Source organism: Erwinia sp. V90_4, from assembly GCF_029967685.1.
Taxonomy (GTDB): Bacteria; Pseudomonadota; Gammaproteobacteria; order Enterobacterales; family Enterobacteriaceae; genus Erwinia; species Erwinia aphidicola.
Map to the genome: position 1 here is coordinate 83,073 of NZ_JASCAQ010000064.1, position 22,692 is coordinate 105,764.

Annotated in this window: 21 protein-coding genes and 1 tRNA gene; 13 read left to right on the plus strand and 9 right to left on the minus strand. The window is 54.9% G+C overall.

Annotated elements, in window-relative coordinates; all coding sequences use genetic code 11:
* Nucleotide 1: 1 nt before the first annotated feature.
* A complete protein-coding gene (locus QLG07_RS20035; RefSeq protein ID WP_282470023.1) occupies nt 2-2,143 on the minus strand; it encodes an ornithine decarboxylase in 2,142 nt (713 codons plus the stop codon).
* Between the two features lie 555 nt (nt 2,144-2,698).
* On the opposite strand from QLG07_RS20035, the gene QLG07_RS20040 reads away from it, so the two are divergent.
* From QLG07_RS20040 to QLG07_RS20050, 3 genes are all read left to right on the plus strand, one after another.
* Nucleotides 2,699-2,774, plus strand: a tRNA-Phe gene (locus QLG07_RS20040).
* A gap of 234 nt (nt 2,775-3,008) precedes the next feature.
* Nucleotides 3,009-3,689 (plus strand): type 1 glutamine amidotransferase domain-containing protein, encoded by a 681-nt coding sequence (locus QLG07_RS20045; protein ID WP_048917265.1) that lies wholly within the window; start codon nt 3,009-3,011, stop codon nt 3,687-3,689.
* A 106-nt stretch (nt 3,690-3,795) separates the two neighbouring features.
* Entirely contained in the window at nt 3,796-4,401 is a 606-nt protein-coding gene (locus tag QLG07_RS20050; RefSeq protein WP_282470024.1) for a TetR/AcrR family transcriptional regulator, read from the plus strand.
* Between the two features lie 61 nt (nt 4,402-4,462).
* On the opposite strand, the gene QLG07_RS20055 is transcribed toward QLG07_RS20050, so the two are convergent.
* The 3 genes from QLG07_RS20055 to QLG07_RS20065 are packed head-to-tail and all read right to left on the minus strand — an operon-like array spanning nt 4,463 to nt 6,645.
* A complete protein-coding gene (locus QLG07_RS20055) occupies nt 4,463-5,836 on the minus strand; it encodes a PTS ascorbate transporter subunit IIC (protein WP_048917267.1) in 1,374 nt (457 codons plus the stop codon).
* A 43-nt stretch (nt 5,837-5,879) separates the two neighbouring features.
* A complete protein-coding gene (locus tag QLG07_RS20060; protein WP_048917272.1) occupies nt 5,880-6,149 on the minus strand; it encodes a PTS sugar transporter subunit IIB in 270 nt (89 codons plus the stop codon).
* Nucleotides 6,150-6,189: 40 nt separating this feature from the next.
* A complete protein-coding gene (locus QLG07_RS20065) occupies nt 6,190-6,645 on the minus strand; it encodes a PTS sugar transporter subunit IIA (protein WP_282470025.1) in 456 nt (151 codons plus the stop codon).
* Between the two features lie 358 nt (nt 6,646-7,003).
* On the opposite strand from QLG07_RS20065, the gene QLG07_RS20070 reads away from it, so the two are divergent.
* Entirely contained in the window at nt 7,004-7,738 is a 735-nt protein-coding gene (locus tag QLG07_RS20070) for a GntR family transcriptional regulator (RefSeq protein ID WP_099754222.1), read from the plus strand.
* A 40-nt stretch (nt 7,739-7,778) separates the two neighbouring features.
* Here QLG07_RS20070 and QLG07_RS20075 read toward each other — a convergent pair whose 3' ends face one another.
* The 3 genes from QLG07_RS20075 to QLG07_RS20085 form a co-directional block, all read right to left on the minus strand.
* Nucleotides 7,779-8,417, minus strand: coding sequence for a hypothetical protein (locus QLG07_RS20075; protein WP_282470026.1), 639 nt, complete (start codon nt 8,415-8,417; stop codon nt 7,779-7,781).
* A gap of 229 nt (nt 8,418-8,646) precedes the next feature.
* Entirely contained in the window at nt 8,647-9,897 is a 1,251-nt protein-coding gene (locus QLG07_RS20080) for an MFS transporter (protein ID WP_191149868.1), read from the minus strand.
* Between the two features lie 62 nt (nt 9,898-9,959).
* Nucleotides 9,960-10,913 carry a sugar phosphate isomerase/epimerase family protein gene (locus QLG07_RS20085; protein WP_048917271.1) on the minus strand — a complete coding sequence of 318 codons (954 nt, stop codon included), beginning with the start codon at nt 10,911-10,913 and terminating at the stop codon, nt 9,960-9,962.
* A 321-nt stretch (nt 10,914-11,234) separates the two neighbouring features.
* Here QLG07_RS20085 and QLG07_RS20090 point away from each other — a divergent pair, with 321 nt between their 5' ends.
* Entirely contained in the window at nt 11,235-12,116 is an 882-nt protein-coding gene (locus tag QLG07_RS20090) for an SIS domain-containing protein (protein WP_048914687.1), read from the plus strand.
* An 11-nt stretch (nt 12,117-12,127) separates the two neighbouring features.
* Entirely contained in the window at nt 12,128-13,060 is a 933-nt protein-coding gene (locus QLG07_RS20095) for a ribokinase (protein ID WP_048914686.1), read from the plus strand.
* Between the two features lie 64 nt (nt 13,061-13,124).
* On the opposite strand, the gene QLG07_RS20100 is transcribed toward QLG07_RS20095, so the two are convergent.
* The gene (locus QLG07_RS20100) at nt 13,125-14,459 is read right to left on the minus strand and encodes an EAL domain-containing protein (protein ID WP_282470027.1); all 1,335 of its coding nucleotides are present in this window, start codon (nt 14,457-14,459) and stop codon (nt 13,125-13,127) included.
* A 238-nt stretch (nt 14,460-14,697) separates the two neighbouring features.
* Here QLG07_RS20100 and QLG07_RS20105 point away from each other — a divergent pair, with 238 nt between their 5' ends.
* The 4 genes from QLG07_RS20105 to QLG07_RS20120 all read left to right on the plus strand — a co-directional run bounded on the left by QLG07_RS20105 (nt 14,698) and on the right by QLG07_RS20120 (nt 17,712).
* Nucleotides 14,698-16,023, plus strand: coding sequence for an ATP-binding protein (locus tag QLG07_RS20105; RefSeq protein WP_048914684.1), 1,326 nt, complete (start codon nt 14,698-14,700; stop codon nt 16,021-16,023).
* Complete coding sequence (locus QLG07_RS20110; RefSeq protein ID WP_133622782.1) at nt 16,020-16,667, plus strand: response regulator; 648 nt, start codon at nt 16,020-16,022, stop codon at nt 16,665-16,667. Before QLG07_RS20105 ends, QLG07_RS20110 begins: the two co-directional genes overlap by 4 nt.
* A gap of 71 nt (nt 16,668-16,738) precedes the next feature.
* On the plus strand, nt 16,739-17,221 hold the full coding sequence (locus QLG07_RS20115) for a heme-binding protein (protein ID WP_282470028.1): 483 nt from the start codon (nt 16,739-16,741) through the stop codon (nt 17,219-17,221).
* A gap of 113 nt (nt 17,222-17,334) precedes the next feature.
* Nucleotides 17,335-17,712: a DUF1090 domain-containing protein gene (locus QLG07_RS20120; RefSeq protein ID WP_133622780.1), complete on the plus strand. Its 378-nt coding sequence runs from the start codon at nt 17,335-17,337 to the stop codon at nt 17,710-17,712.
* Between the two features lie 16 nt (nt 17,713-17,728).
* Here the strand turns inward: QLG07_RS20120 and QLG07_RS20125 are convergent, their stop codons facing one another.
* Entirely contained in the window at nt 17,729-18,940 is a 1,212-nt protein-coding gene (locus tag QLG07_RS20125; RefSeq protein ID WP_282470029.1) for a multidrug effflux MFS transporter, read from the minus strand.
* Between the two features lie 306 nt (nt 18,941-19,246).
* On the opposite strand from QLG07_RS20125, the gene QLG07_RS20130 reads away from it, so the two are divergent.
* From QLG07_RS20130 to yjiA, 3 genes are all read left to right on the plus strand, one after another.
* The gene (locus QLG07_RS20130) at nt 19,247-21,397 is read left to right on the plus strand and encodes a carbon starvation CstA family protein (protein WP_282470030.1); all 2,151 of its coding nucleotides are present in this window, start codon (nt 19,247-19,249) and stop codon (nt 21,395-21,397) included.
* A gap of 74 nt (nt 21,398-21,471) precedes the next feature.
* A complete protein-coding gene (locus tag QLG07_RS20135; protein WP_048914688.1) occupies nt 21,472-21,675 on the plus strand; it encodes a YbdD/YjiX family protein in 204 nt (67 codons plus the stop codon).
* A 13-nt stretch (nt 21,676-21,688) separates the two neighbouring features.
* Nucleotides 21,689-22,660 (plus strand): GTPase, encoded by a 972-nt coding sequence (yjiA, locus tag QLG07_RS20140; protein WP_048914679.1) that lies wholly within the window; start codon nt 21,689-21,691, stop codon nt 22,658-22,660.
* Nucleotides 22,661-22,692 lie beyond the last annotated feature (32 nt).

Here is a 22,692-nt window from a genome sequence, read left to right on the forward strand (position 1 = left end):
TTCACGCCAGCACATACCCTTGCAGGCGCTTCACGCCGTCTTCACCCGCTTCGACATACACGCCCTGCAACTCCGGTGAGAAGCCCGGCAGCAGGTTCAGCCCCTCTTCCAGCGCCAGGAAGTAGCGCTGAACCGCCCCGCCCCACACTTCGCCCGGCACCACGCACAGCACGCCCGGAGGATAAGGCAGCGCGCCTTCCGCCGCGATGCGTCCTTCTGCCTCAGCGATCGGCACCAGCTCCACGTTCCCGCGAATAAACTCGATATTGGCATCCTGCGGGTTCATCGCCACTTTTGGCAGGCTCTGCTGGCGGAACATCGCCTTTTGCAGATCCTTCACGTCGTGGCTGACGTACAGATCGTGCATCTCCTGACACAGGCGCTTCAGCGTATAGCCCGCATAGCGGGCCGCATTTTTGCGGTAAATGGTCGGCAGCACGTCGCGCAGCAGGGCATCTTCTTTGATGTGCTGCTCGAACTGCGCCAGCTTCGCCACCAGCTTCGCCATCTTTTCTACGCTCTCCGCCGGGGTCAGCAGGAACAGGATCGAGTTAAGATCGCACTTCTCCGGCACCACGCCATTCTCACGCAGGTAGTTGGCGAGGATGGTGGCTGGAATGCCGAACGAGGCATATTTGCCGCTGGCGGCATCAATGCCCGGCGTGGTCAGCAGCAGCTTGCACGGGTCGACCAGATACTGATCCTTCTCATAACCGGCAAAGCCGTGCCACGCTGCGCCTGGCGCAAAGCTGAAGTAGCGCGGATCGGCGGCGATCGCATGCGTTGGCGCATCCTGCCAGGGTTTACCGTCAACCTCGTCTGGGATAAACGGTTGGATCATCTCACAGCGCGCGAGGATCGCCTTACGCGCATCAATCCCCAACACCACGCACTCGTGCCACAGGCGGCGTCCGGCCTCGCCCTGATGCATTTTCGCGTTGATATCCAGCGCGGCAAACAGCGGGTAGAACGGGCTGGTAGAGGCGTGCAGCATAAAGGCATTGTTCAGCCGCTTGTGGCTGCAAAAACGCGGCTGGCCGCGCAGGTGGTTATCTTTTTTATGGATTTGCGAGGTCTGCGAGAAGCCCGCCTGCTGCTTATGCACCGACTGAGTAACGAAAATGCCAGGGTCTGAGGGTTTGAGATCCAGCAGCAGCGGCGAGCAGGCCTGCATCACCGGAATAAACTGCTCGTAGCCGACCCACGCCGAGTCAAACAGGATGTAGTCACACAGGTGGCCGATGCTGTCGATCACCTTACGCGCGTTGTATACCGTGCCGTCATAGGTGCCAAGCTGGATCACCGCCAGGCGGAACGGGCGCTCGTCGCTGGCGCGATGCGGCGCAACCTGCTGGATCTGTTTGCGCACGTAGGCTTCATCAAAACAGTGCGCGTCAATGCCGCCGATAAAGCCAAACGGGTTGCGCGCGGTTTCCAGATAAACCGGCGTCGCCCCGGCCTGGATCAGCGCCCCGTGGTGGTTGGATTTATGGTTATTGCGGTCGAACAGCACCAGATCGCCACGCGTCAGCAGCGCATTCGTCACCACTTTATTGGCGCTGGAGGTGCCGTTAAGCACGAAGTAGGTTTTATCGGCGTTGAACACCTTCGCGGCAAACTTCTGCGCATGCTTGGCCGAGCCTTCGTGGATCAGCAAATCGCCCAGCTTGACGTCCGCATTGCACATATCAGCGCGAAACACGTTCTCGCCAAAGAAGTCGAAGAACTGCCGTCCTGCCGGATGCTTTTTGAAGAACTCACCGCCCTGATGGCCGGGGCAGGCAAAGGTGGTGTTATCCATCGCCACGTATTTGGTCAGCGTCTGGAAGAACGGCGGCAGCAGCTGCGCCTGGTACTGCGCGGCGGCGGCTTCCAGCAGCGCAGCATCTTCCGCCTCTCCGCTCAGCACGCCGTCCACCGCCGGCAGATCTTCCGCCTGCGAAGCATCATCCAGCGCGATAAATACCGGCAGGTTAAAACCGGTATGACGCAGCAGCGCCAGCACGCCGGAGCGCGAATCAGAAACGGAGAGCACCACCGCTGCCACATCGGTAAAGTCGGTGTTATCCAGCGTCACGACTTCGCGCCCGGTCTGGAGGTGAATAGCGACGGTGGTACTGGCTGCAATTTTCAAAGGTGTCATAGCACAAATCCCAGGCGGTCAAGGATGAGTGGGTGCCAGAGGCACAGCATAGCAAGGCGCAAAAACGCCTTGCTGGCGAAAGAGTCACAGGCTGTCAGCGATGAAGTGCCGCTCAGACCGATAGACATCAGTAAAATCAGATCGCGTCTGTTTTTACGCATGGCCAAAAGTTAAGCGTAAGAAAACCTCACCGCACGGTGAAAGAATTTATCAACAGGGTATTACAGCAGGAAGATCGGCGGGCGCCCGGCATCAGCAGATGTCGGTTACAGATGCTGGCTGGCAGCAGTGAACCTCTCATGGCGGCGACCTCGATACGGGGATGATGAACACGTCAGAATTTTCGCAATAATGGCATTTTTTAATTGCTGGTTCAACCGGCAAAACAGCCTGCGCGGCAGGGAGTTCAGCGCCTCAATGCTATGGATTTTGCCCGAAAAAGTGACGATAAGTTGGTCTTTCAGAACAGTATTGATGGAAAAGAGTGCAATCAGTCGCTGTTCTTCAATAAAGCCGTTGACGGGATCGATGGCATACGGTTTAATGCGCCCCGTTGCCCGAATAGCTCAGTCGGTAGAGCAGGGGATTGAAAATCCCCGTGTCCCTGGTTCGATTCCGGGTTCGGGCACCACATTCAGAAGAACCCGCCTATGGCGGGTTTTTTGCTTTCTGCGGTATCTCACAGCGGAATCATCACGGCACATCTCCTTCTGCAAACTCACGCTGAAAGTTTTTATCCATCACAACTAGACGACTGGTCTAATTGGTGTTAACTTTACTTCAGCCACACCGCAGGCACGAATCTCAACGCGCCGTAGACGACTGGTCTAATTTAAACGCTAAACTTAACGGCAGGAGATTGATGATGAAGATTCTTATGGTGTTAACCTCACACGATCGGCTGGGCAATACCGGACGCAAAACCGGTTTCTGGCTGGAAGAGCTGGCTGCGCCCTACTACGCATTTAAAGATGCCGGCGCGCAGATCACCCTGGCCTCGCCAAAAGGCGGCAACCCGCCGTTAGATCCAAAAAGTAATGAGCCTGACTTCCAGACTGAGCATACTCACCGCTTTGAGGCCGATGCGGCAGCAACCGCCCAGCTCGCCGCGACAGTTCGCCTGGACAGCATTTCAGCGGCTGACTACGACGCAGTATTCTATCCAGGCGGCCACGGTCCACTGTGGGATCTGGCCGAGGATGAAAACTCCATCAGGCTTATCGAGAACTTCCTGGCGGCTAACAAACATGTCGCCCTGGTTTGCCATGCGCCGGGCGTGCTGCGCCACGTCACAACGCCTGAAGGAAAACCGCTGGTGGCAGGCAGAAAGGTGACCGGCTTCACCAACAGCGAAGAAGAAGCGGTCGGCCTGACTGAGGTGGTGCCATTCCTGGTGGAAGACGAGCTGATTGCCAAAGGCGGGATCTACTCCAAAGGCCCGGACTGGAGTTCCTATGTGGTCAGTGATGGCCTGCTGATCACCGGACAAAACCCAACGTCGTCTGCAGCGACGGCAGAACAGCTGCTTAAACAGCTGGCTGAATAGAAGCAGGCTGATATTGTGGCGTGGACGAGTAGAGCCGTTTTTGTGAAAATAGGGTTCTACTCTCCCGCGAACAGACAACCGACCTGGCTTTTGGTAACGTGACCCTATGACAACTGCAACTCAATTCCATGGCAATGAAATCCGCGACCACATTCTTGCTACAGGCCAGCGCATCATGGCCGGTAAGGGATTTTCTGCCGTTGGATTGAATGAAATACTCAAAGATGCGGGTGTCCCTAAAGGCTCGTTCTATCACTATTTCAGTTCGAAAGAAGCCTTCGGCGTTGATATGCTGGCGCACTATTTTGCGGATTATCTGTCAGAGCTCGACAGCACGCTCAGCCAGCCCGGTCTGACGATGGCGCAGCGGCTGATGAATTACTGGCGACTGTGGCAAGAAACACAGTCATTCTCCGATTGCCAGGGTAGGTGCCTTGCCGTCAAGCTCGGTGCCGAAGTGGCCGATCTCTCAGACAATATGCGTGCCACCCTTCAGTCTGGCACGTCTGGAATTATTTCGCGCCTGGCTGATGCGCTGGAGAGGGGCGTGGCCGAAGGCTCACTGGTGATTGATGATACTGCCGCTAACGTCGCTGAAAGCCTTTACCAGCTCTGGCTGGGCGCCAGCGTGATGGTTAAGATCGTGCGCAATACCAGCCCGTTTGATTCCGCCATGAGCCTGACGCAGAAAGTGATGCGCGTTACCCCATAGCGGAAAAAGAACCTGATCAATCCAGAGAGCGTCTCCTCTCTGGATGTGATCCACAAAGGTATTACTCTGGACTCTCTTCCACCATCACTTTCTTCTTCGCCGCAAAGTTGTACACCACCAGCAGCGCAAAAATACCGGTAATGATCATGGTGATGGTGCCTTTATCCATAAAGCGCGCCATATTGCCGAGAAGAATACCCACCACGCCAAAATCGGTATCCGAGAAGGTGGTATTGGTCAGCCCAATCGCACCGAGCACCGGCAGCAGGGCCACAGGCAGGAAGGTGATCAAAATGCCGTGGGCAAACGCGCCGCAAATCGCACCGCGCTTGCCGCCGGTCGCATTACCAAATACCCCAGCCGTAGCGCCGCAGAAGAAGTGAGGTACCACCCCCGGCAGGATCAATACCCAGTGCAGCTGGCCGAGGATAAACAACCCCACCAGGCCGCCTACAAAGCTGGAAATAAAGCCCACCAGCACCGCGTTAGGGGCATAAGGGAAGACGATCGGGCAGTCCAGCGCAGGTCGTGCGTTGGGCACCAGCTTCTCAGAGAAGCCGGTAAAGGCCGGGACAATCTCCGCAAGGATTAAGCGCACGCCCTGCAGAATGATAAACACCCCAGCAGCAAAGGTGATCGCCTGAATAAAGGAGTAGACCAGGTAGTTTTGACCGTTGCTGAAGTGGCTCTCGACATACTCTTTACCTGCGGAAACAGACAGGATCAGGTAAATGATCATCATGGTCAGGGAGATGGAGATGGTGCTGTCGCGCAAAAAACTCAGGTTTTTTGGCATGTTCATCTCTTCGGTGGATTTCGAACCTTTCCCCACTACCGAACCAATCCAGCCCGATAACACATAGCCAATCGTTCCGGTGTGCGCCAGGGCTACATGATCGCCACCGATGATTTTACGCATATAGGGCTGGGCCAGCGCCGGGAAAAATGCCATCAGCATGCCCAGAGCCAGGGAGCCGGTGTAAATCAACTGCACCCCTTCAAAACCGGCCACCGACAGAATAATGGCCACCATACAGGCCATATAAAAAGTGACGTGGCCTGACAGATAGATATATTTCAGTCGGGTAAAACGGGCAACGACAATGTTAGCCACCATACCGAAAGCCATAATCAGCGTGGTCGGTGCGCCATACTTCGCCAGTGCAATGGATACCATCGCCTCATTGTTGGGGATGATCCCCTGCACATCAAAAGCTTGTTTGAAAATGTCACCCAGCGGCGTCAGCGAGCCGACCAGCACCGTTGCCCCGCCAGCCAGCACCAGAAAGCCGAGGATGGTTTTCACCGTTCCTTTAATCACCTCGGGGAAAGGCTTTCTCTGTGCCACCAGCCCGAATAGCGCCACCAGCCCCACCAGAATGGATGGCACCTTCAGCACGTCGACGACAAATTGCAAAAGGTTTTGAGTAAACATAGTAACCTCTAGGGTAAGGTGTTCATCTAAAGTGACAAATTTTTTATTTATCAAAATACTCGCGTATTTTATTTTCGACTTCTTTCAGGTCGATAATATTATTAATAATGATAACTTTTCCCTCCGGAAGGTTGGCGCTATAAGCAATATCCTTCGCCATGACGAAGACATCTGCCACATCAGGGGTCACAGACCCGAGATCGGAATGGTCTACATCCGCTTCGATTTCGAGTTTCTTCAGCACTTTCTTGATATTCATTTCCATCATGAAGCTGCTGCCTAAACCTGAACCACACACCGCCATAATTTTCATCTCAGACCTCATCACCTGTTGTTGATAATCACACTGTCAGTTAAGCATTGCCTGCTAACAGAATCTGTTTAAGCGCTTCCTGACTGCGCGCATTAAATATTTTGTCCATTATCTCTTCGTCAGAAAGGACCTCTGCCAGCTGCGAGATCATTTCAATATGGCTATGACTGTCCGGGGCAGAAAACATAAAAATAGCGTCGACCGGGTCATTCTCTTCCGAATTAAACTTCACCGCCTGCCCCAGCTTGACGATTGATAACCCCAGCTGACTGGCCCCCTCTTCCGGGCGCGCATGGGGCATGGCAATTTGTGGGGCGATGACAAAATAAGGCCCAATCTCCTCTTTCTGCCGAATAATGGCATCAATATAGTTCTGTGCGATTGCCCCTTCATTAAGCAGAGGACGCGCGGCAATTTGCAGCGCTTCTTTCCAGTCCGCCACGTTATCAACATACTGAATTTTTTCGTTATTCAACCACTGTGCCAGCTGCGACATCGCTTTTCTCCTGGGAAAGCTCGCAGTGATGTACAGTCAGCTTCGGGATCTCTGAATGAAGCTGATAGCGTTATCTGTCACATCATTGAGAGCTGCTGCCTCTGTCGCTTGACTTTGGTACTCTATGATCAAGTCTAGACAGGTTTAAGATGTATAGTCATCTTGATGATGAACCCGGAGGTGTACAGATACAATATGTAAAGTTAAAATAGTGCTGGACATGTTGAGCTTGAATGTAAATTCGTTAACTTGATCACAACTCGATGTCACTGAAGTGGCATACAGCAATAATAAAGAGCACACCTGTGCAGGCACGACTCAGGCGAGTCGGCCCTCACTCTGAGCGGGATGAATTGAAATGATCGATGGCATTACAGAAAAACAGAAAGAAGTTGTCGATTATATCCTGACAAAAATTAAAGCTGACAAACTGCTGCCCGGAGATAAGCTCGATACGGAAATTGCCATTGCCAAAAATATTGGCATTACGCGCGCAACCGTGCGCGAAGCGACGCGGATTCTGATTGAGCAGCAGCGAATATACCGGGTGAAAGGATCCGGGCTGTTTGTTGGCTCTATTGGCATCAGCAATAACGCAGGACGGTTTCATGCCCTCTCCCCTTTTGATTATCAGGCGCAAAAGCACGGCCACAAAGGGGTGAGAAAAATAGTCTCGGTCAGTATTATGCGCGTGCCCTCGCCGGAAATAGCGCAGGCGCTACGCATTAAGAACAGCGACCAGGTATATAAAATTTTACGCCTGATGTGCTTTGATGATATTCCTGTGGCGCTGGAACACATTCACCTGCCGGTCAGCCTGTTTAGCAGTATGGAGTTCAGCAAGCTGGAAATATCCAAATACTCATACCTTGAGCAGATAACCGGTAAAAAAATACAGCGCAGGGATCAAAATTTAACGGCGCTCAATCTCACCGATCCCGACGTACTGGCCCTGCTTAACCTGGCGCAAAACGATGCGGTCATTGAAATCAACGAAACCGTGTTTCTTGATGATGGTCAGCCGTGCGAAGTGAATATTGCTATTATCAATACCCGCCTGTTCCCGCTGCGGCAGAACTCGCAGCGGCCGTGACCAAACTGCCGAAAAAAACCCGCCAGCGGCGGGTTTAATTTTATGCGGCGTATGCGGCTAATCTATCTTTATTCTTTGCTACAAGGATCACGCCACGGCGCGATTCATCCGGGTGTAATGACCAGATCGCATCCTCTGGTATTGATACGCCATTATATAAGAGGTGCTGCCCGTCATAGGGGAAAAATGCTCCGACGTCAGTGTCGAGAACAAATATGGCGAGGCTCTTTGATTGTTCCGCAATCTTTTTCCACAACGCTTTACCGCCTGGGTAGTGCATGTGATCGCTCATAAGAACCACCCCACACTCATTAACCAGCGTTTCATACAGTAGAGTAGCTAACCCTAATTCGCGCTGTGTACCCTCTACGCAAACGCTCTCGACCTGTAAAGCATCATCTTGCCAAAACCGTTCAACCGATAGCACGACATCGCCTATTGTCTTCTTGCGTTCGAGCTCCAGAATAGCGACAGCGCGGTTACGCATAACACCATCGATTTCTTCCGGTTTAGTCTTAATGATGGCCGCACGTGGCGTAGCTGCATCATAAATAACCGCCATAGCCACGCCTGCAATCTCGAAGGAATGCACGATTTTGAATGCCCTCGCTACAGCGGACGGGCTGTAAGAGACTGGATAAACAATCATTGTACTATCCTCTTTCATAAGTACAGGCATAACAGACATCATCCTTGATATATAATTTTAGACGGTTGACGATTCCGCCACTATGCGACTTTAAGGTTAAAAAATCAACAATTCGTTAAATGGAAAATGATCAGAATAAATTTTAACTATTTGTATTTTAATGATTTTTAACTATTTCTCAGGCGAAACAAAACGGTAACGCCCCGGGTACATCAGACTGAAAGTCCTCTTTACCTCGGGGCAAAAATCTCGGCTACCGTTATTCAGAGTGCCGCAGAGCGCCCTTGCCCTTCACCACATCCTGCGCCGCAAGCTCCTGCGGGGTTTTCAGGAACGGGGTCAGTACGCCGCTGAGCACATACAGCCCGGCATATATCCCCAGTACGCCGCCAGCACCGAGCGAAGAGTAAAATAGCGCGGTGATGGCAGGTGCGATAAACGCCCCCAGACCGGCCCCCAGGTTCAGCACCGACATCGCCGCCCCTTTACTGTCCGGCGCCAGCATCGGGAACAGTGCCGACAGCGGCACGTAACCCGCCATGGTGATCCCGCACAGGCACAGCACAAACATCATCACATAGAAGTTGTGGCCCAGTACCTGCGGCACCGCCCACACCAAAATCAGCACCGCTGCATAAGCGAAGCCACCGACCCACATAATGGTGGTGCGCCAGCCAAATTTATCGCCGAAGAAGCCAAAGAACAGGTTGGCAAAAATCGCTACCAGGAATACCGCCGACCACATATGCAGCCACTCGGTTTTACTGTAGCCGTAGCTGATCAGGTAGAGCGGCAGGAACGTCGCCAGGCCATATTGCGCAATGCCGTTCACCGACTTCACCACCAGCCCCATGGCAATCACCGGGCGTTGCAGGATGGTGATGCCCTTCAGCAACTCGGCGGCGCTGAACGGGTGGATCTCCGAAGCCGGCACCACGTCGCGGTTCACCCAGATCCCCAGCACCGAGCCGACAATCACAAACAGCATCCCGACCCACAGCACGTGGATTTCGCCCAGCACCGGCAACGCCAGCGAGGAGAAGAACGGGCCGATAACGCTCAAGCCCAGCGAGAAAGTGAACCAGAACCAGCCAACCGCCGTCGCACGTCGTTCAACTGGCGTGCTGTAGTTAATCCAGATCAGGAACGAATAGGCAAACAGGGGATAGCCAATGCCGCGTATCGCGTAGAACGGCAGCATCCACGCCATATGCATGGTTTGCAGGCCAATCGCGATAAAGCCAACGCTGCCTATCACAAAGGTCACCAGGCCAAACAGCATCACCTTACGCGGGCCGAGCGTTTGTACCAGCACGCCGGTCACCCAGGCGGCCAGGGTCACGGTCACGCCATATGCGGTCAGCAGGTAGGAGGCCTGGGCGACAGAAAGCCCTTTTTCCACCAGCCAGATTGATATCCAGGCTTGTTCAACGCCATCGCCGATCATAAAAATAGTCAGGCCGATATAGCCCCACAGCAAGTTCTTAGGCAAACCTATTTTATTAAACATAGTTTCCCCCGGTGTCTGACACCGACTGGTAGTGAGTAAGAGGTAAGTTTTTAATTTTGTTTTTATTCGGCAATCATTTTCATCAGCATGCCCTGCACTTTAAGTGCATCCTGGCTTTTGATCAGCCGATCAATTTCGTCAATGCTCAGGCGGTCAATAAAGCCTGCCAGCGCCTTATACATGCGGATATTTTGCGCGCACTCGGCCACCGGATCTTCGCGGCTCGGGAAAGTATCGAAATAGATCAGGCCGCTGAAATTCACGCGTTTTGCGTAGTAGATGTATTCCAGGGTCTGCATCAGATGCACCGAGCCCAGCATCAGACCATCATCAAAATGTCCGTAGCCGTCATTCAGATGGAAGCCGACCAGGCGATTTTTGCGAGCCGACTGGAACAGTGAGAAAGCCGGGTTCTCTTTCTTCATGATCATGTGGCAGAAGTCGAGAGTAATGCCGAGATTATCCGCGCCCACATCGTCAATCAGCATCAGGGTTGATGACACATCGCCGATAAAGGAGAAAGTGCGCGGCTCGTAGGGTTTGTATTCAAAGCTGAACTGCATATCCGGGTGTGCATGGGTGACGGTCTGCAGGGCGCTGACCAGCAGCTCGTAAGCGCGGAAGTAGTCCTGCTGGAACGGATAGTCGTAGCCATCGTAGCCAAACCACAGCGTGACGGTATTGCCACCGAGGTACTTGCACACTTCTGCCGCTTCCAGCGTGATATCAATCGCTTTTTGGCGCAGCGCGGCGTCAGGATTAGTGAATTCACCGTCGATAAACTCCTTGTTATAGCGCAGCGCGATGCCGCCTACCTGCAGGTTATTATCGGCGATGGTCTGTTTAATCAGCTCTTTACTCTGGCCAACAAAGTGTTCCGGGTAGTTAAGTTCAATATGCGTTAAGCCATCTACGCTACCCATTCGGGTAATCAGATCGCAGGTATCCATTTTATTCTTAGCGTCAAATAACTCGGGACGGGAACGAAATGAATTAATACGGGAAGAGAATTTCATTTTAAATATCCTTGCATGAAGTTTCCCTTGCGTTATAAGTGACTTTACCCGCCTGGTAAATGGTAAAAATCAAATAATACCGAAAATAAAACTGACCGAGAGTTTTTAATAGTGAAAATTTTACTATCAGTAAAACACTTTTAAAACAGGTGCTTATGCTTTCATTTTCCTGCCAGTAAAATGAAAGCGCGTAATACGATGATTTTATTTTACTCACAGTAAAACGACATAGTAAAACGTTTTACAGCATGTGATCTGGTTAACACTTTTCGTTTACCCCCCATGCTAGCTTACGGATAAAGTTTTCTACGAGCCCTGAACATGCATAACCGACTTAAAGGCAATGAGATATTTTTACTGGCGCGAACGCTTGCACCCGAGCTGGGTAAAAAAGAACGTTCAATTGCCCGCTTTATTGATGACAACCCCCAGTCATTATCTAAAATGTGTATCACGGATATCGCTAATTATCTCAACGTCAGCGTTTCAAGTATTACCAAAGTGTCGAAAAAGCTGGGGTTCACCGGTTTTCACGATCTAAAGCTCAATATTGGCAGGCAGGTTAACTCGCAGGAGGAGATCGTCGATATTCCGCTGATCCCCGACTCTGAAAAGTATGTCGAACAGGTTATTGAGAGCACCTTCCTGAATTCAGTTATGGCTCTACAGGAATCGTTGAGCGTGATTAACAGCGCGGTGATCAAGGCCGTCGCATGGCTGTTTATTAACAAGCCGGAAAGCGCACGTATCTTTATTGCCGGCTGCGGGGGGTCGGGTTCGATCTGCGATGACTTCAATCATAAGCTGCTCAAGATTGGCATCTTCTCTTCGGTATTCAGCGACAGCCACAAGCAGCTAATGACCGCCTCGCTGATGCAGCCGGGCGATATTCTGCTGGCGATTTCGCACTCAGGGCAGACCACCGATATTATCCAGATGGTTAAAGCCGCCAATGAGCATGGTGCCGAAACCATCTGCCTGACCAACTATCCCAATAGCCCGCTCAGCCTGATCGCCAAACACTCGATTATCTCCTCGGTGAAAAACAACCCGATTACCGGGGAAAATGCCACCACGCGTATTGTCCACCTCAATATTCTGGATGCCATTTTTACCATTATCGCCAGCAAAACCAGCGAAAAGAGCCAAACCAGTTTACACAACACCAGAAATGCGGTGGCGTCCAAACGCACCGCCAATTAAGGGCCGAAATGATGAAACATAATGTTGTTGTTATTGGCAGTCTTAACTATGACATTCTCGTCCAGCAGGATCGCCTGCCGGAGATTGGGGAGACCTTCACCGGTAATGAGCTGATGCTGATGCCCGGTGGCAAAGGCGCAAACCAGGCGGTGCAGTGCGCCAAACTGGGGCTGAATGTGAATATGGTTGGCTGTGTCGGCAATGATATTTACGGCAGCGAACTGCTTAAATCGCTGAGCGAGAACGGGGTTTCCGTGACTCAAATTAGCCAGCGCGGAAAAACCTCCGGCATTGGCATCGTGCAGATCCTCGAGTCCGGTGACTATTGCAGCACGATTATTAAAGGGGCGAACTATCTGATCGGCGAAGCCGATATCACCGACGATCTGTTTCGCGATCGCCCGCTGGTGATACTGCAATCCGAGATCCCTGAACAGGTGGTGGATCGCGCCATTGCCCTGGCGCGCCAGCACCACTGCCAGATCCTGCTGAACAATGCCCCTGCCCGCCACATCTCCGCGCAGGCGCTCAGCCAGGTCGATTTCCTGGTGGTCAATGAGACCGAAGCCAGCCTGATGAATCAAAGCTCCGTTGCCTCGGTGAGCGATGCCATCACCTGCGCGGCGGAGCTGCATCAGCGGGTTAATGGCCAGGTGATTATTACGCTGGGGGAAAAAGGCGCCGTGCTGTCGAGTCAGGCGGGAGCGCAACACTATCCGGCGGTATTCTGCCCGGACGTGGTGGATACCACCGGGGCGGGGGACTCATTTATCGGCGGCATCGCTTACTGCCTGGTCAACCATATTGCCCTGGAAGAAGCGATTCCCTTCGCGGCAGAGATCAGCTCCTGCTCGATTCAGAAATATGGTGGCCAAAGCTCCTTCCCGATGCTGCCCGACGTGGCGCACGCGCTGACGCAAAACCGTCAGCGGCTGTTTGGCTGATGCCACAGCAATCATCAAGCCCTGGTGATAAGACCGGGGCTTTGCTGTATCCCATCAACCTGCTTCACGCCGGCCCCTGTTGCCGATTCTGCAGCGAAAAAGCGCGAAAATCTTCAATACTCAGCGGGCGCGAAAAGTAGAACCCCTGAAACGCCGTACAGCCAAAATCCTGCATCAGCGACCACTGCTCCGCCGTTTCAATGCCTTCGGCCAGCACTTCCAGCTTCAGCTCCAGCCCCATGCGCGCAATATTCCTGGCGATCACTGCCCCCTTACGATTTTCACTTGCGCCGGAGATAAAGCTGCGGTCGATTTTGATCTGCTCCAGCGGCAGGCGGCGCAGATAGCTAAGCGATGAAAAACCGGTGCCAAAATCATCGAGCGAGAAGCGGAATCCGGCAGCGGCCAGGGCAACCATTTTCGCCACCACGGCGTCGATATCGGAGGCAAACACGCTCTCTGTCAGTTCAAGCTTCACCCGCGCAGGGGGGATCTGCGCCCTGTCCGCCTGCTGGATCAGGCGCGCAACGAACTCAGGTTTCATCAGGTGATCCACGGTAACGTTGATCGACAGCGTAAGATGCGCCGTCGCCGGGTTAGCTTGCCAGTGTGCCAGCTCGCGAAAAGCGCTGCCGATCACCCAGTCACCCACCGCAGGCATCAGCCCGGCCTGCTGGGCAGCGGGAATAAACTCGGACGGCGGCACCACTCCCTTACCCGGCAGCTGCCAGCGTAGCAGCGCTTCGGCTCCGCTAATCTGCCCGGTCGCATTCAGCAGCGGCTGATAAAACAGCACGAATTCGTCATTGTAAAGCGCATGCTGGATCGCGCGGATCTTCTCGCTGCGGCGGGAAAAGTCGGCCTGCATCGCCACGATGCCAGCGCATAAAATCCCCGTGGCTAAAATGACATTCACCAGCGGGATATAAATACGCAATCGGTGTTGCATGGGGTGAGCAAATGGATAGATTAAGTCGGCACTGCTGAGAATAATAAACGCCAGCAGCGTGCTGGCGATAAGCGCCAGCTGTGCCAGCGTGTGCCTGCGCTGATAATTGATATAGCCCACCAGCGCGACAGTCAGCAGATACAGGTGCGTGGTTCGCGGGATCCCCTGGTCGGGAATATCATAGCGCAGGCAAAACACCACGACGTAAATAAGATGAAGCAGCTGGGCCAGCATCAGCCCGCTGGAAAAATTGCCGCGCATTGCAACCCGCCAGCTGGCCAGGGCTGCACCAGCCATCACCAGCAGTGACTCGACCTCTCCCCATTGGTGCATCAAACTAAATACCGCCAGCCACCCGACAATAACCCCTAAACCACTCAGGAAAGCCATCCGGCAGAGATATTCGAGATGTTCTTCGTTAGGGGTTTTACCTGTTCTTCGTCCTGGCATAATGCAAATAGCTCCAGTGAAATTGGATTTTTTTTTATTATTTTAATGTGACTAAAAATAGCGGATCAGAAAGGCTCCAGTGATTTAACGTATTTTCCGAAACGCGTCAACAATTTACATATGGCACTCATTACTCATTTTCGTTACCGGGACCGGTCCTGTTCAACTCGCCGCACGGTTGATTCCTGGTAATAATTAAGGCTCAATCAGGCAGCCCATTTGATATAAGGATAAACTGGTGACGCCTCCGCTCATAAAACGCAGCCTGATTGTCTGGCTGATCCTGATGCTGATCCCGCTGGTGCTGGTGCCTGGCGTGCAGCTTTATCAGCAGTGGAAAAGCTTTGAGGCCTCTTTTCAGGCACTGGAAACCCAGATTGCCTACCGCTTAACGCAAAATGCCGCCGTGCTGCCGCTGATCTCCCCCGGCAGCGATGCCGCCGCCCTGAACCATAAATTTCCGCAAATTGTCGCCATTGAGCCGCTGCCTGCCAACGCTTCGCAGGAGATCCGCATTACCCCAGCGGACAATGGCCGCTACTGGCTGAACAACCCCTGGCAGCAGGTGCGCGAACTGGTCGACTTCCGCCCGGTGATTGACGACGCGAGAAAACAGTCTGGCTTCCGGCATCTGGCGCTAAACTGGCAGGGCACCGTGCTGCTCAGCTCGCGGGCTCAGGAGAGCGTCGGCTGGTGGCACTGGACCACTACCTTCGCTCAGGAGCTGCAGCCGTTCACGCTGACGGCCAGCGCTTCGCCACGCTGGCAGGCGCTCGCACTGTGGCCACCGCTGCTGCTGGCGGCATTGCTGACGCTGATGATGGTGTTCGTGCACCAGTACCAGCGCCAGCGCCAGGCCGACCGCCGCGCGCAGTTTTATCAACATACCCGGCTGAATGCGCTGGGGGAAATCACCACCGGCATGGTGCATGAGATCAATCAACCGCTGGCGGCGATACAGAACTGGTTAAAGGCGGCACAGCATTTGCTGGCCAAAGGCGACGTCAGCCAGATACCTGCCGCGCTGGAAGGCGCGCTGGGTCAGACACAGCGCATCGCATCGCTACTACAGCGTTTTCGCGACCATCTGGAACAGCGTGAAGTCACGCTGGGCGCGGTAGAGATCAAACGCGTCTGGACGCGAGTGGAGGATCTGCTGGCGCGTGAAATTCGCGAAGGCGATATCACCGTGCAGCGCGACTTCTCCCCGCCTTCCCTACAGGTAAAAGCCGATCCGCTCTGGCTGGAACAGGTGCTGCACAACCTGCTGAGCAATGCGATACAGGCGCAAAGCAGCCAGCGCAAAGGCTGGGTGCAGGTGCACTGCCGCCGGGAAGAAGAAAGCGTGGTGCTAACCTTAACCGACGGCGGGCGCGGATTCTCAACCGAAGGAATGGAGCAGGCGCTGATGCCGTTTTACACCACCCGCAGTGAAGGAATTGGCCTTGGGATGTCGCTGGCCGAAACCCTGATGTTGCGCATGAACGGCAAAATCACCCTCTCTAACCATGCGGGCGGTGGTGCCTGTATCCAGTTGCATTTTCAGTTATGGGAGCAGCAATGAGTACCTCACCTATCTGGCTGATTGACGATGATGCCTCAATCCGCGACTCACTCAGTTTTCTGCTGCAAACGCTGGGCTGGCAGGTCACTACCTACAGCAGCGTGGCCGCCTTTGAAGCCGATAGCAGCGTAACGCCCACGCTAACCGGCTGCCTGCTGATGGACATTCGCATGCCCGGCAAAAGTGGCCTGAGCTGGCTGGAGGAGACCTCGCAGCACTATCCGCTGGTTCCGGTTATCCTGATGACCGGGCACGGTACCATCGACCTCTGCCGCCGCGCCTTTCAGCACGGTGCCTGGGAGTTTTTCACCAAGCCGCTCGACAGCGATAAGCTGATCGACTGCATCAGCGAAGCGCTGGTAGAGAGCGAGCAGCGGGCCGCGCAGCAGCAGGAGCGACAGCTGCTGGAGAACAAATTCGCCCAGCTCACCCTGCGTGAACGCGAAGTGCTCGAACTGCTGGTCGAGGGCCAAAGCGCCAAGGAGATCGCCCGCGCACTTTCGCTCTCACCGCGCACTGCCGAAGCTCATCGCGCCTCGATCTTCGCCCGGCTGGAAGTCAGCAGCCTCGCCCCGCTGGTCTGGGAGTACGCCCGGCTGAAAATGCTGTCGCAACCTGGTAAATCTACCAGGTCGAACGGGTAATTAACCGAATAGTGGTTATCGCACGCTTTGCGCAAAATAGGGTTCTCTGAACGATAACAGGAACCTTAAAGATGAAACTTACCTTCTCTACCCTGGCTGTACTCGCTGGCCTGAGCGCTCTGCCCCTGCACGCCGCCACGCTGACTGAAAAAAATATCTCACTGCAGCAGGCCAACGAGCTGGCAGCATCAGTGATCAAATCCTGCTCGGCTAAAAATTACAACGTTAGCGTGACCGTACTGGATCGCGGCGGCAATGTGAAAGCCCTGCAGCGCATGGACAATGCCGGCCCGCACACCATTGAAGCCAGCAAGATGAAAGCCTTCACCGCGCTCAGCACCAAAAACCCGTCTGGCAAAGTGATGGAAGCCGCTCAGTCTAACGCGGGCGCCGCCGGCATGCGTGAAGTCCCTGGCTTCCTGCTGCTGGCTGGCGGCCTGCCGCTGCGTGACGGCGACCAGGTGATCGGCGCAGTCGGCGTGGGCGGAGCACCGGGCGGCAATCTGGATGAGCAGTGTGCTCAGGCCGCAGTGGATAGCGTTATCAAAGGCTGATTACGCCTCGCGGGGTAACTTCCGCTTTTCCCTCACCCGGCTGGCGATGCTGGCCGGGTTCCAAATCTTAAATTCCTCGGCTGAGCTGGGGATAAATCACAGAGGTATTCACCATGAAAATTCGTCTTCTGATGGCTTCACTGCTGATGGTCATGGGTTCAGCTCATGCCGCTGAAACCCTGACCGGCTGTGCCGCGAAACGTGCCGAAGTGGCGCAGCAGATCCAGTACGCCGAAGCCCATGGCAACAGCGCACAGAAAGCCGGTCTGGAGAGAGCGCTGAAAGAGATCGATCAGCACTGCACCGACAGCAGCCTGATGGCCGACCGTCAGCAGAAAGTGCAGGAAAAGATGGAAAAAGTCGCCGAGCGCCAGGCCGACCTGCGCGAAGCTCAGGCCGGTGGTAGCAGTAAGAAAATTGCTAAACAGCAGGAAAAACTGGCACGCGCCCAGCAGGAACTGCAGGAAGCACGCGACAGCCTCAGCCAGTAATCACTTCAACATCGGGCTAACGGGTGGTTTTTACCACCCGAGCCGTCAGTGCCATCGCCGCACTCAACACGGTAAACAGCGCAATAATCCAGCCCATCGTCCACGGCGTTCCGTCGCTGAGCAGCGCCAGCAGCAGTGACGAGATTATCCCGCTGCCGTACTGCAATGCCCCAATCAGCGCAGAGGCGGAACCGGCAAAATTCGGTACCGTATCCATCGCCGCCGCCGTCGAGGTGGCCGCAATAATCCCGTTCATTGAGAAGAAAATAAATACCGGCACGATAACCATCGTGATGCCGCCAATATTCAACCGGGTAGACAACGCCAGCACCAGCGCTGCGAGCGTTGCCACCACCACTGCAAACTTCAACAGCACCTCCAGCGGATAGCGATGCACCAGACGGCGATTAATCATGCTGACCGTCATCAGACCGATAATATTGACGGCAAACAGCCAGCCGAAATGCTGCGGATCGACGCCAAAATAGCTGATATAGACAAACGGCGATCCGGTGATAAACGCATAGGCGGCGACGTAATAGAACGTTACGCACAGCGTAAAGCGCATAAATGGGATATTTTTCAGCAGCGAGTAGTAATTGCGGAAAGCGCCCGCTACGGATGACTTTACTCGTTTTTCAGGCGGCAGGGTTTCCGGTAACCGCCAGACGCACGCCAGCATCACCACGCCAATGGCCGCCAGCAGCCAAAAAATCATATGCCACGAAGTGACACGGATCATCTGCCCACCGATCAGCGGCCCGGCAATGGGCGCAATCGCCATAATCACCATCAGCGTCGACAGCATCTGCGCCGCGCGCGTGCGCCCATACAGATCGCGGATCATGGTGCGTGCCAGCATCGGCCCGGTGCAGGCGCCCAAAGCCTGGAAGACGCGCCAGAAGACAATTTGCGTAATATCGCTGGAGAGCGCACAGCCAACCGAGCCGATAATAAACAGCACCAGGCCGATAAACAGCGGCCCTTTGCGCCCATAATGGTCGCTAATTGGCCCCCAAATTAGCTGCGCAATACAGAATCCAATCAAAAACCCGGTAATGGTGAGCTCGACATCGCCTTGCAGATCGTTGCCCATCACTGGCATAGCTGGCAGATAAATATCGGTGGATAACGACGTGACGGCCATTAACGCACTCAGAATCAGAACAAAAGCGAAGCCTGTCGTTTTCATGGCGACAGACGGCGCACGCGGGGTAGCGTTATCCATCAGTAAATTTCCCGGTAGAGTTAAGTCGCTATATTAGTGAATTTCAGCCATGAGATAATCAGGCAAAATAGCATTGTGGTAGTGAGCCAGATTCATTAATGACGGTTCCAGCGGCGCTCATCTGATGAGACCTTAATCACAGTTTTCAAATCCTTAGCTGCGCCGAAAAACCGCTTAGTCCGGCGAGCAACCGCTTATCGTTCTATACAACCGCTCAAGCAATAATCCCCCCTGATGGTATTGAAATTCGCCACCATAGACCCGTCTCTCTTACCCCTTTTCAACGCGAAAATGACCAGGTTCCCTATGAATAAAAATAATTTTTTCAAACATATACCCTGGATGATCCTCGGCATCATCGGGGCTTGCTGCCTGGCTGTGGTGGCGCTCAGGCGCGGCGAACATATCAGCGCGCTGTGGATTGTGGTGGCCTCGGTATCGGTCTATCTGGTGGCATATCGCTACTACAGCCTGTACATCGCCCAGAAGGTGATGAAGCTCGACCCAACGCGCGCCACGCCTGCGGTGATCAATAACGACGGCCTCAACTATGTGCCGACCAACCGCAACGTGCTGTTTGGTCACCACTTTGCTGCCATAGCCGGCGCTGGCCCGCTGGTCGGCCCGGTGCTTGCGGCGCAGATGGGCTACCTGCCCGGCGTGCTGTGGCTGCTGGCTGGCGTCGTGCTGGCCGGGGCGGTGCAGGACTTTATGGTGCTGTTTATCTCCCAGCGGCGCAACGGTGAATCGCTGGGCGAGATGATCAAAAAAGAGATGGGTGCCGTGCCGGGCACCATTGCCCTGTTTGGCTGCTTCCTGATTATGATCATCATCCTCGCCGTGCTGGCGCTGATCGTGGTGAAAGCCCTGGCGGAAAGCCCGTGGGGCGTGTTTACCGTCTGCTCGACGGTGCCGATCGCGCTGTTTATGGGCATCTATATGCGCTTTATCCGCCCGGGGCGCGTCGGGGAAATTTCGCTTATTGGCGTGGTCCTGCTGGTCGCCAGCATCTGGTTTGGCGGCGTAGTGGCCCAGGATCCGTACTGGGGCCCGGCGCTGACCTTTAAGGACACCACCATCACCTTTACTCTGATCGGCTATGCGTTTATCTCCGCGCTGCTGCCGGTGTGGCTGATCCTCGCGCCGCGTGACTATCTCGCCACTTTCCTGAAGATCGGCGTGATCGTTGGCCTGGCGATCGGCATCGTGATCCTCAACCCGGAGCTGAAAATGCCGGCGCTCACCCAGTACATTGACGGCACCGGGCCGCTGTGGAAAGGGGCGCTGTTCCCGTTCCTGTTTATCACCATCGCCTGCGGTGCCGTCTCCGGCTTCCACGCGCTGATCGCCTCCGGCACTACGCCAAAGCTGCTGGCCTGCGAAACCGATGCGCGCTTTATTGGCTACGGCGCGATGCTGATGGAGTCCTTTGTGGCGGTGATGGCGCTGGTGGCGGCATCGATTATTGAGCCGGGCCTCTACTTTGCCATGAACACCCCGCCTGCGGGCCTCGGCATTACCATGCCAAATCTGCACGAGCTGGGCGGCGATAACGCGCCGCTGATAATGGCGCAGTTAAAAGATGTCACGGCGCAGGCCGCGGCCACCGTCAGCTCTTGGGGCTTTGTGATTTCACCTGAACAGATCATGCAAACCGCTAAGGACATCGGCGAGCCTTCGGTGCTCAACCGCGCCGGCGGTGCGCCAACGCTGGCAGTGGGGATCGCCCACGTGTTCGATAAAATCATGCCGATTGCCGATATGGGGTTCTGGTATCACTTCGGTATCCTGTTCGAAGCGCTGTTTATCCTGACCGCGCTGGATGCCGGTACGCGCTCCGGCCGCTTTATGCTGCAGGACCTGCTCGGCCACTTTGTGCCGTTCCTCAAGAAAACCGACTCGCTGCTGGCGGGCATCGTGGGCACGGCGGGCTGCGTCGGCCTGTGGGGTTATCTGCTGTATCAGGGCGTGGTTGATCCGCTGGGCGGGGTGAAAAGCCTGTGGCCGCTGTTCGGCATCTCCAACCAGATGCTGGCTGCCGTCGCGCTGGTGCTGGCGACCGTGGTGCTGATTAAGATGAAGCGCACGCAGTATATCTGGGTAACGGTGCTGCCCGCTGTGTGGCTGCTGATCTGTACCACCTGGGCGCTGGGGCTTAAGCTGTTTAGCAGTAACCCGCAGATGGAAGGCTTCTTCTATATGGCCGGGGAGTATAAAGCGAAGGTGGCGGCAGGGGGTGAACTGACGGCGAAGCAGATCGCCGACATGAACCATATCGTGATCAATAACTACACCAACGCAGGCCTGAGCATCCTGTTCCTGGTGGTGGTTTACAGCATTATCTTCTACGGTTTCAAAGCCTGGCTGAAAGCGCGCCAGATCGCGCAACCGACTGATACCGAAACGCCGTACGTGGCGGTGCCGAAAGAGGGGGTGAAGGTTTCATCCGGCCATTAGCCACCGTGTGCGGGACATATCCCGCACTTTCGTAGGGGCTGGGCATGCCCAGCCCGCACAACGGGGAAGACACGATGTTCGACAACTTAGGCGCGGCAAAAAAATACCTCGGCCAGGCGGCGAGGATGCTGGTCGGTATCCCTGACTACGATACTTATGTGCTGCATATGCAGACCCATCATCCGGACAAACCGATGATGACCTACAAAGAGTTCTTCCGTGAGCGCCAGCAGGCGCGCTACGGCGGAGATGGCAAAGGCGGCATGCGCTGCTGCTGATAAGGAAAACACCATGACACCGATTGCCGTTACCGTGCTCACCGGCTTTCTCGGCGCGGGCAAAACCACCCTGCTGCGCCACATTCTGCACGACCAGCATGATTACAAAATCGCGGTGATCGAGAACGAGTTCGGCGCCGTGGCCGTAGACGATCAGCTGCTCGGCGCACGCGCCACGCAGATCAAAACCCTGACCAACGGCTGCATCTGCTGCACGCGCTCCGGCGAGCTGGAGCAGGCACTGCTGGAGCTGCTCGCCAGCCTCGATAGCGGTGACGTTACCTTTGACCGTCTGGTGATTGAATGCACCGGCATGGCCGACCCCGGCCCGATTATTCAGACCTTTTTCGCACACGAGGTGCTGTGCGAGCGCTATCTGCTGGATGGGGTGATCGCGCTGGTCGATGCCGTACACGCCGAACAGCAGATGGACCAGTTCACTCTGGCGCAGTCGCAGATTGGCTATGCCGACCGCATTCTGCTGAGCAAAACCGACGTTGCCGGAACCCCAGCCAATCTGCTGGCACGGCTGCAGCGCATCAACGCCCGCGCGCCGGTTTATCCGGTGGTGAACGGTGAGATAGACCTCAGCCTGCTGTTTAACACCCGCGGTTTTATGCTGGAAGAGCAGGTCATCAACAGCGCACCGCGCTTTAATTTTATCGCCGATAAGCATAACGACATCAATTCAGTCGTGGTCGAGCTGGACTACCCGGTCGCGCTGGAGGCAGTATCAAAAGTCATGGAGGAACTGCTGTCCGGGTTCGCCGACAGCCTGCTGCGCTACAAAGGCATGTTGTGGATCGACGGTCAGCCCTGCCGCCTGCTGTTCCAGGGCGTGCAGCGCCTGTACAGCGCCGACTGGGACCGGGAATGGCAGCCCGAGGAGCAGCCCGCCAGTACGCTGGTGTTTATCGGCGTACAGCTGCCGGAAGCGCAGATCCGCACCGCATTTGCCGCGCTGAAGCCGCAGCCTGTCATTTAAGCGACACCCTGTCGTGTAAACTACAACCTGCC

Bases quoted from the DNA above. Each gene is read 5' to 3' on its own strand.
- QLG07_RS20035 (WP_282470023.1), bottom strand. From the start codon at position 2,143: ATGACACCTTTGAAAATTGCAGCCAGTACCACCGTCGCTATTCACCTC.
- QLG07_RS20045 (WP_048917265.1), top strand. From the start codon at position 3,009: ATGAAGATTCTTATGGTGTTAACCTCACACGATCGGCTGGGCAATACC.
- QLG07_RS20050 (WP_282470024.1), top strand. From the start codon at position 3,796: ATGACAACTGCAACTCAATTCCATGGCAATGAAATCCGCGACCACATT.
- QLG07_RS20055 (WP_048917267.1), bottom strand. From the start codon at position 5,836: ATGTTTACTCAAAACCTTTTGCAATTTGTCGTCGACGTGCTGAAGGTG.
- QLG07_RS20060 (WP_048917272.1), bottom strand. From the start codon at position 6,149: ATGAAAATTATGGCGGTGTGTGGTTCAGGTTTAGGCAGCAGCTTCATG.
- QLG07_RS20065 (WP_282470025.1), bottom strand. From the start codon at position 6,645: ATGTCGCAGCTGGCACAGTGGTTGAATAACGAAAAAATTCAGTATGTT.
- QLG07_RS20070 (WP_099754222.1), top strand. From the start codon at position 7,004: ATGATCGATGGCATTACAGAAAAACAGAAAGAAGTTGTCGATTATATC.
- QLG07_RS20075 (WP_282470026.1), bottom strand. From the start codon at position 8,417: ATGCCTGTACTTATGAAAGAGGATAGTACAATGATTGTTTATCCAGTC.
- QLG07_RS20080 (WP_191149868.1), bottom strand. From the start codon at position 9,897: ATGTTTAATAAAATAGGTTTGCCTAAGAACTTGCTGTGGGGCTATATC.
- QLG07_RS20085 (WP_048917271.1), bottom strand. From the start codon at position 10,913: ATGAAATTCTCTTCCCGTATTAATTCATTTCGTTCCCGTCCCGAGTTA.
- QLG07_RS20090 (WP_048914687.1), top strand. From the start codon at position 11,235: ATGCATAACCGACTTAAAGGCAATGAGATATTTTTACTGGCGCGAACG.
- QLG07_RS20095 (WP_048914686.1), top strand. From the start codon at position 12,128: ATGAAACATAATGTTGTTGTTATTGGCAGTCTTAACTATGACATTCTC.
- QLG07_RS20100 (WP_282470027.1), bottom strand. From the start codon at position 14,459: ATGCCAGGACGAAGAACAGGTAAAACCCCTAACGAAGAACATCTCGAA.
- QLG07_RS20110 (WP_133622782.1), top strand. From the start codon at position 16,020: ATGAGTACCTCACCTATCTGGCTGATTGACGATGATGCCTCAATCCGC.
- QLG07_RS20115 (WP_282470028.1), top strand. From the start codon at position 16,739: ATGAAACTTACCTTCTCTACCCTGGCTGTACTCGCTGGCCTGAGCGCT.
- QLG07_RS20120 (WP_133622780.1), top strand. From the start codon at position 17,335: ATGAAAATTCGTCTTCTGATGGCTTCACTGCTGATGGTCATGGGTTCA.
- QLG07_RS20125 (WP_282470029.1), bottom strand. From the start codon at position 18,940: ATGGATAACGCTACCCCGCGTGCGCCGTCTGTCGCCATGAAAACGACA.
- QLG07_RS20130 (WP_282470030.1), top strand. From the start codon at position 19,247: ATGAATAAAAATAATTTTTTCAAACATATACCCTGGATGATCCTCGGC.
- QLG07_RS20135 (WP_048914688.1), top strand. From the start codon at position 21,472: ATGTTCGACAACTTAGGCGCGGCAAAAAAATACCTCGGCCAGGCGGCG.
- yjiA (WP_048914679.1), top strand. From the start codon at position 21,689: ATGACACCGATTGCCGTTACCGTGCTCACCGGCTTTCTCGGCGCGGGC.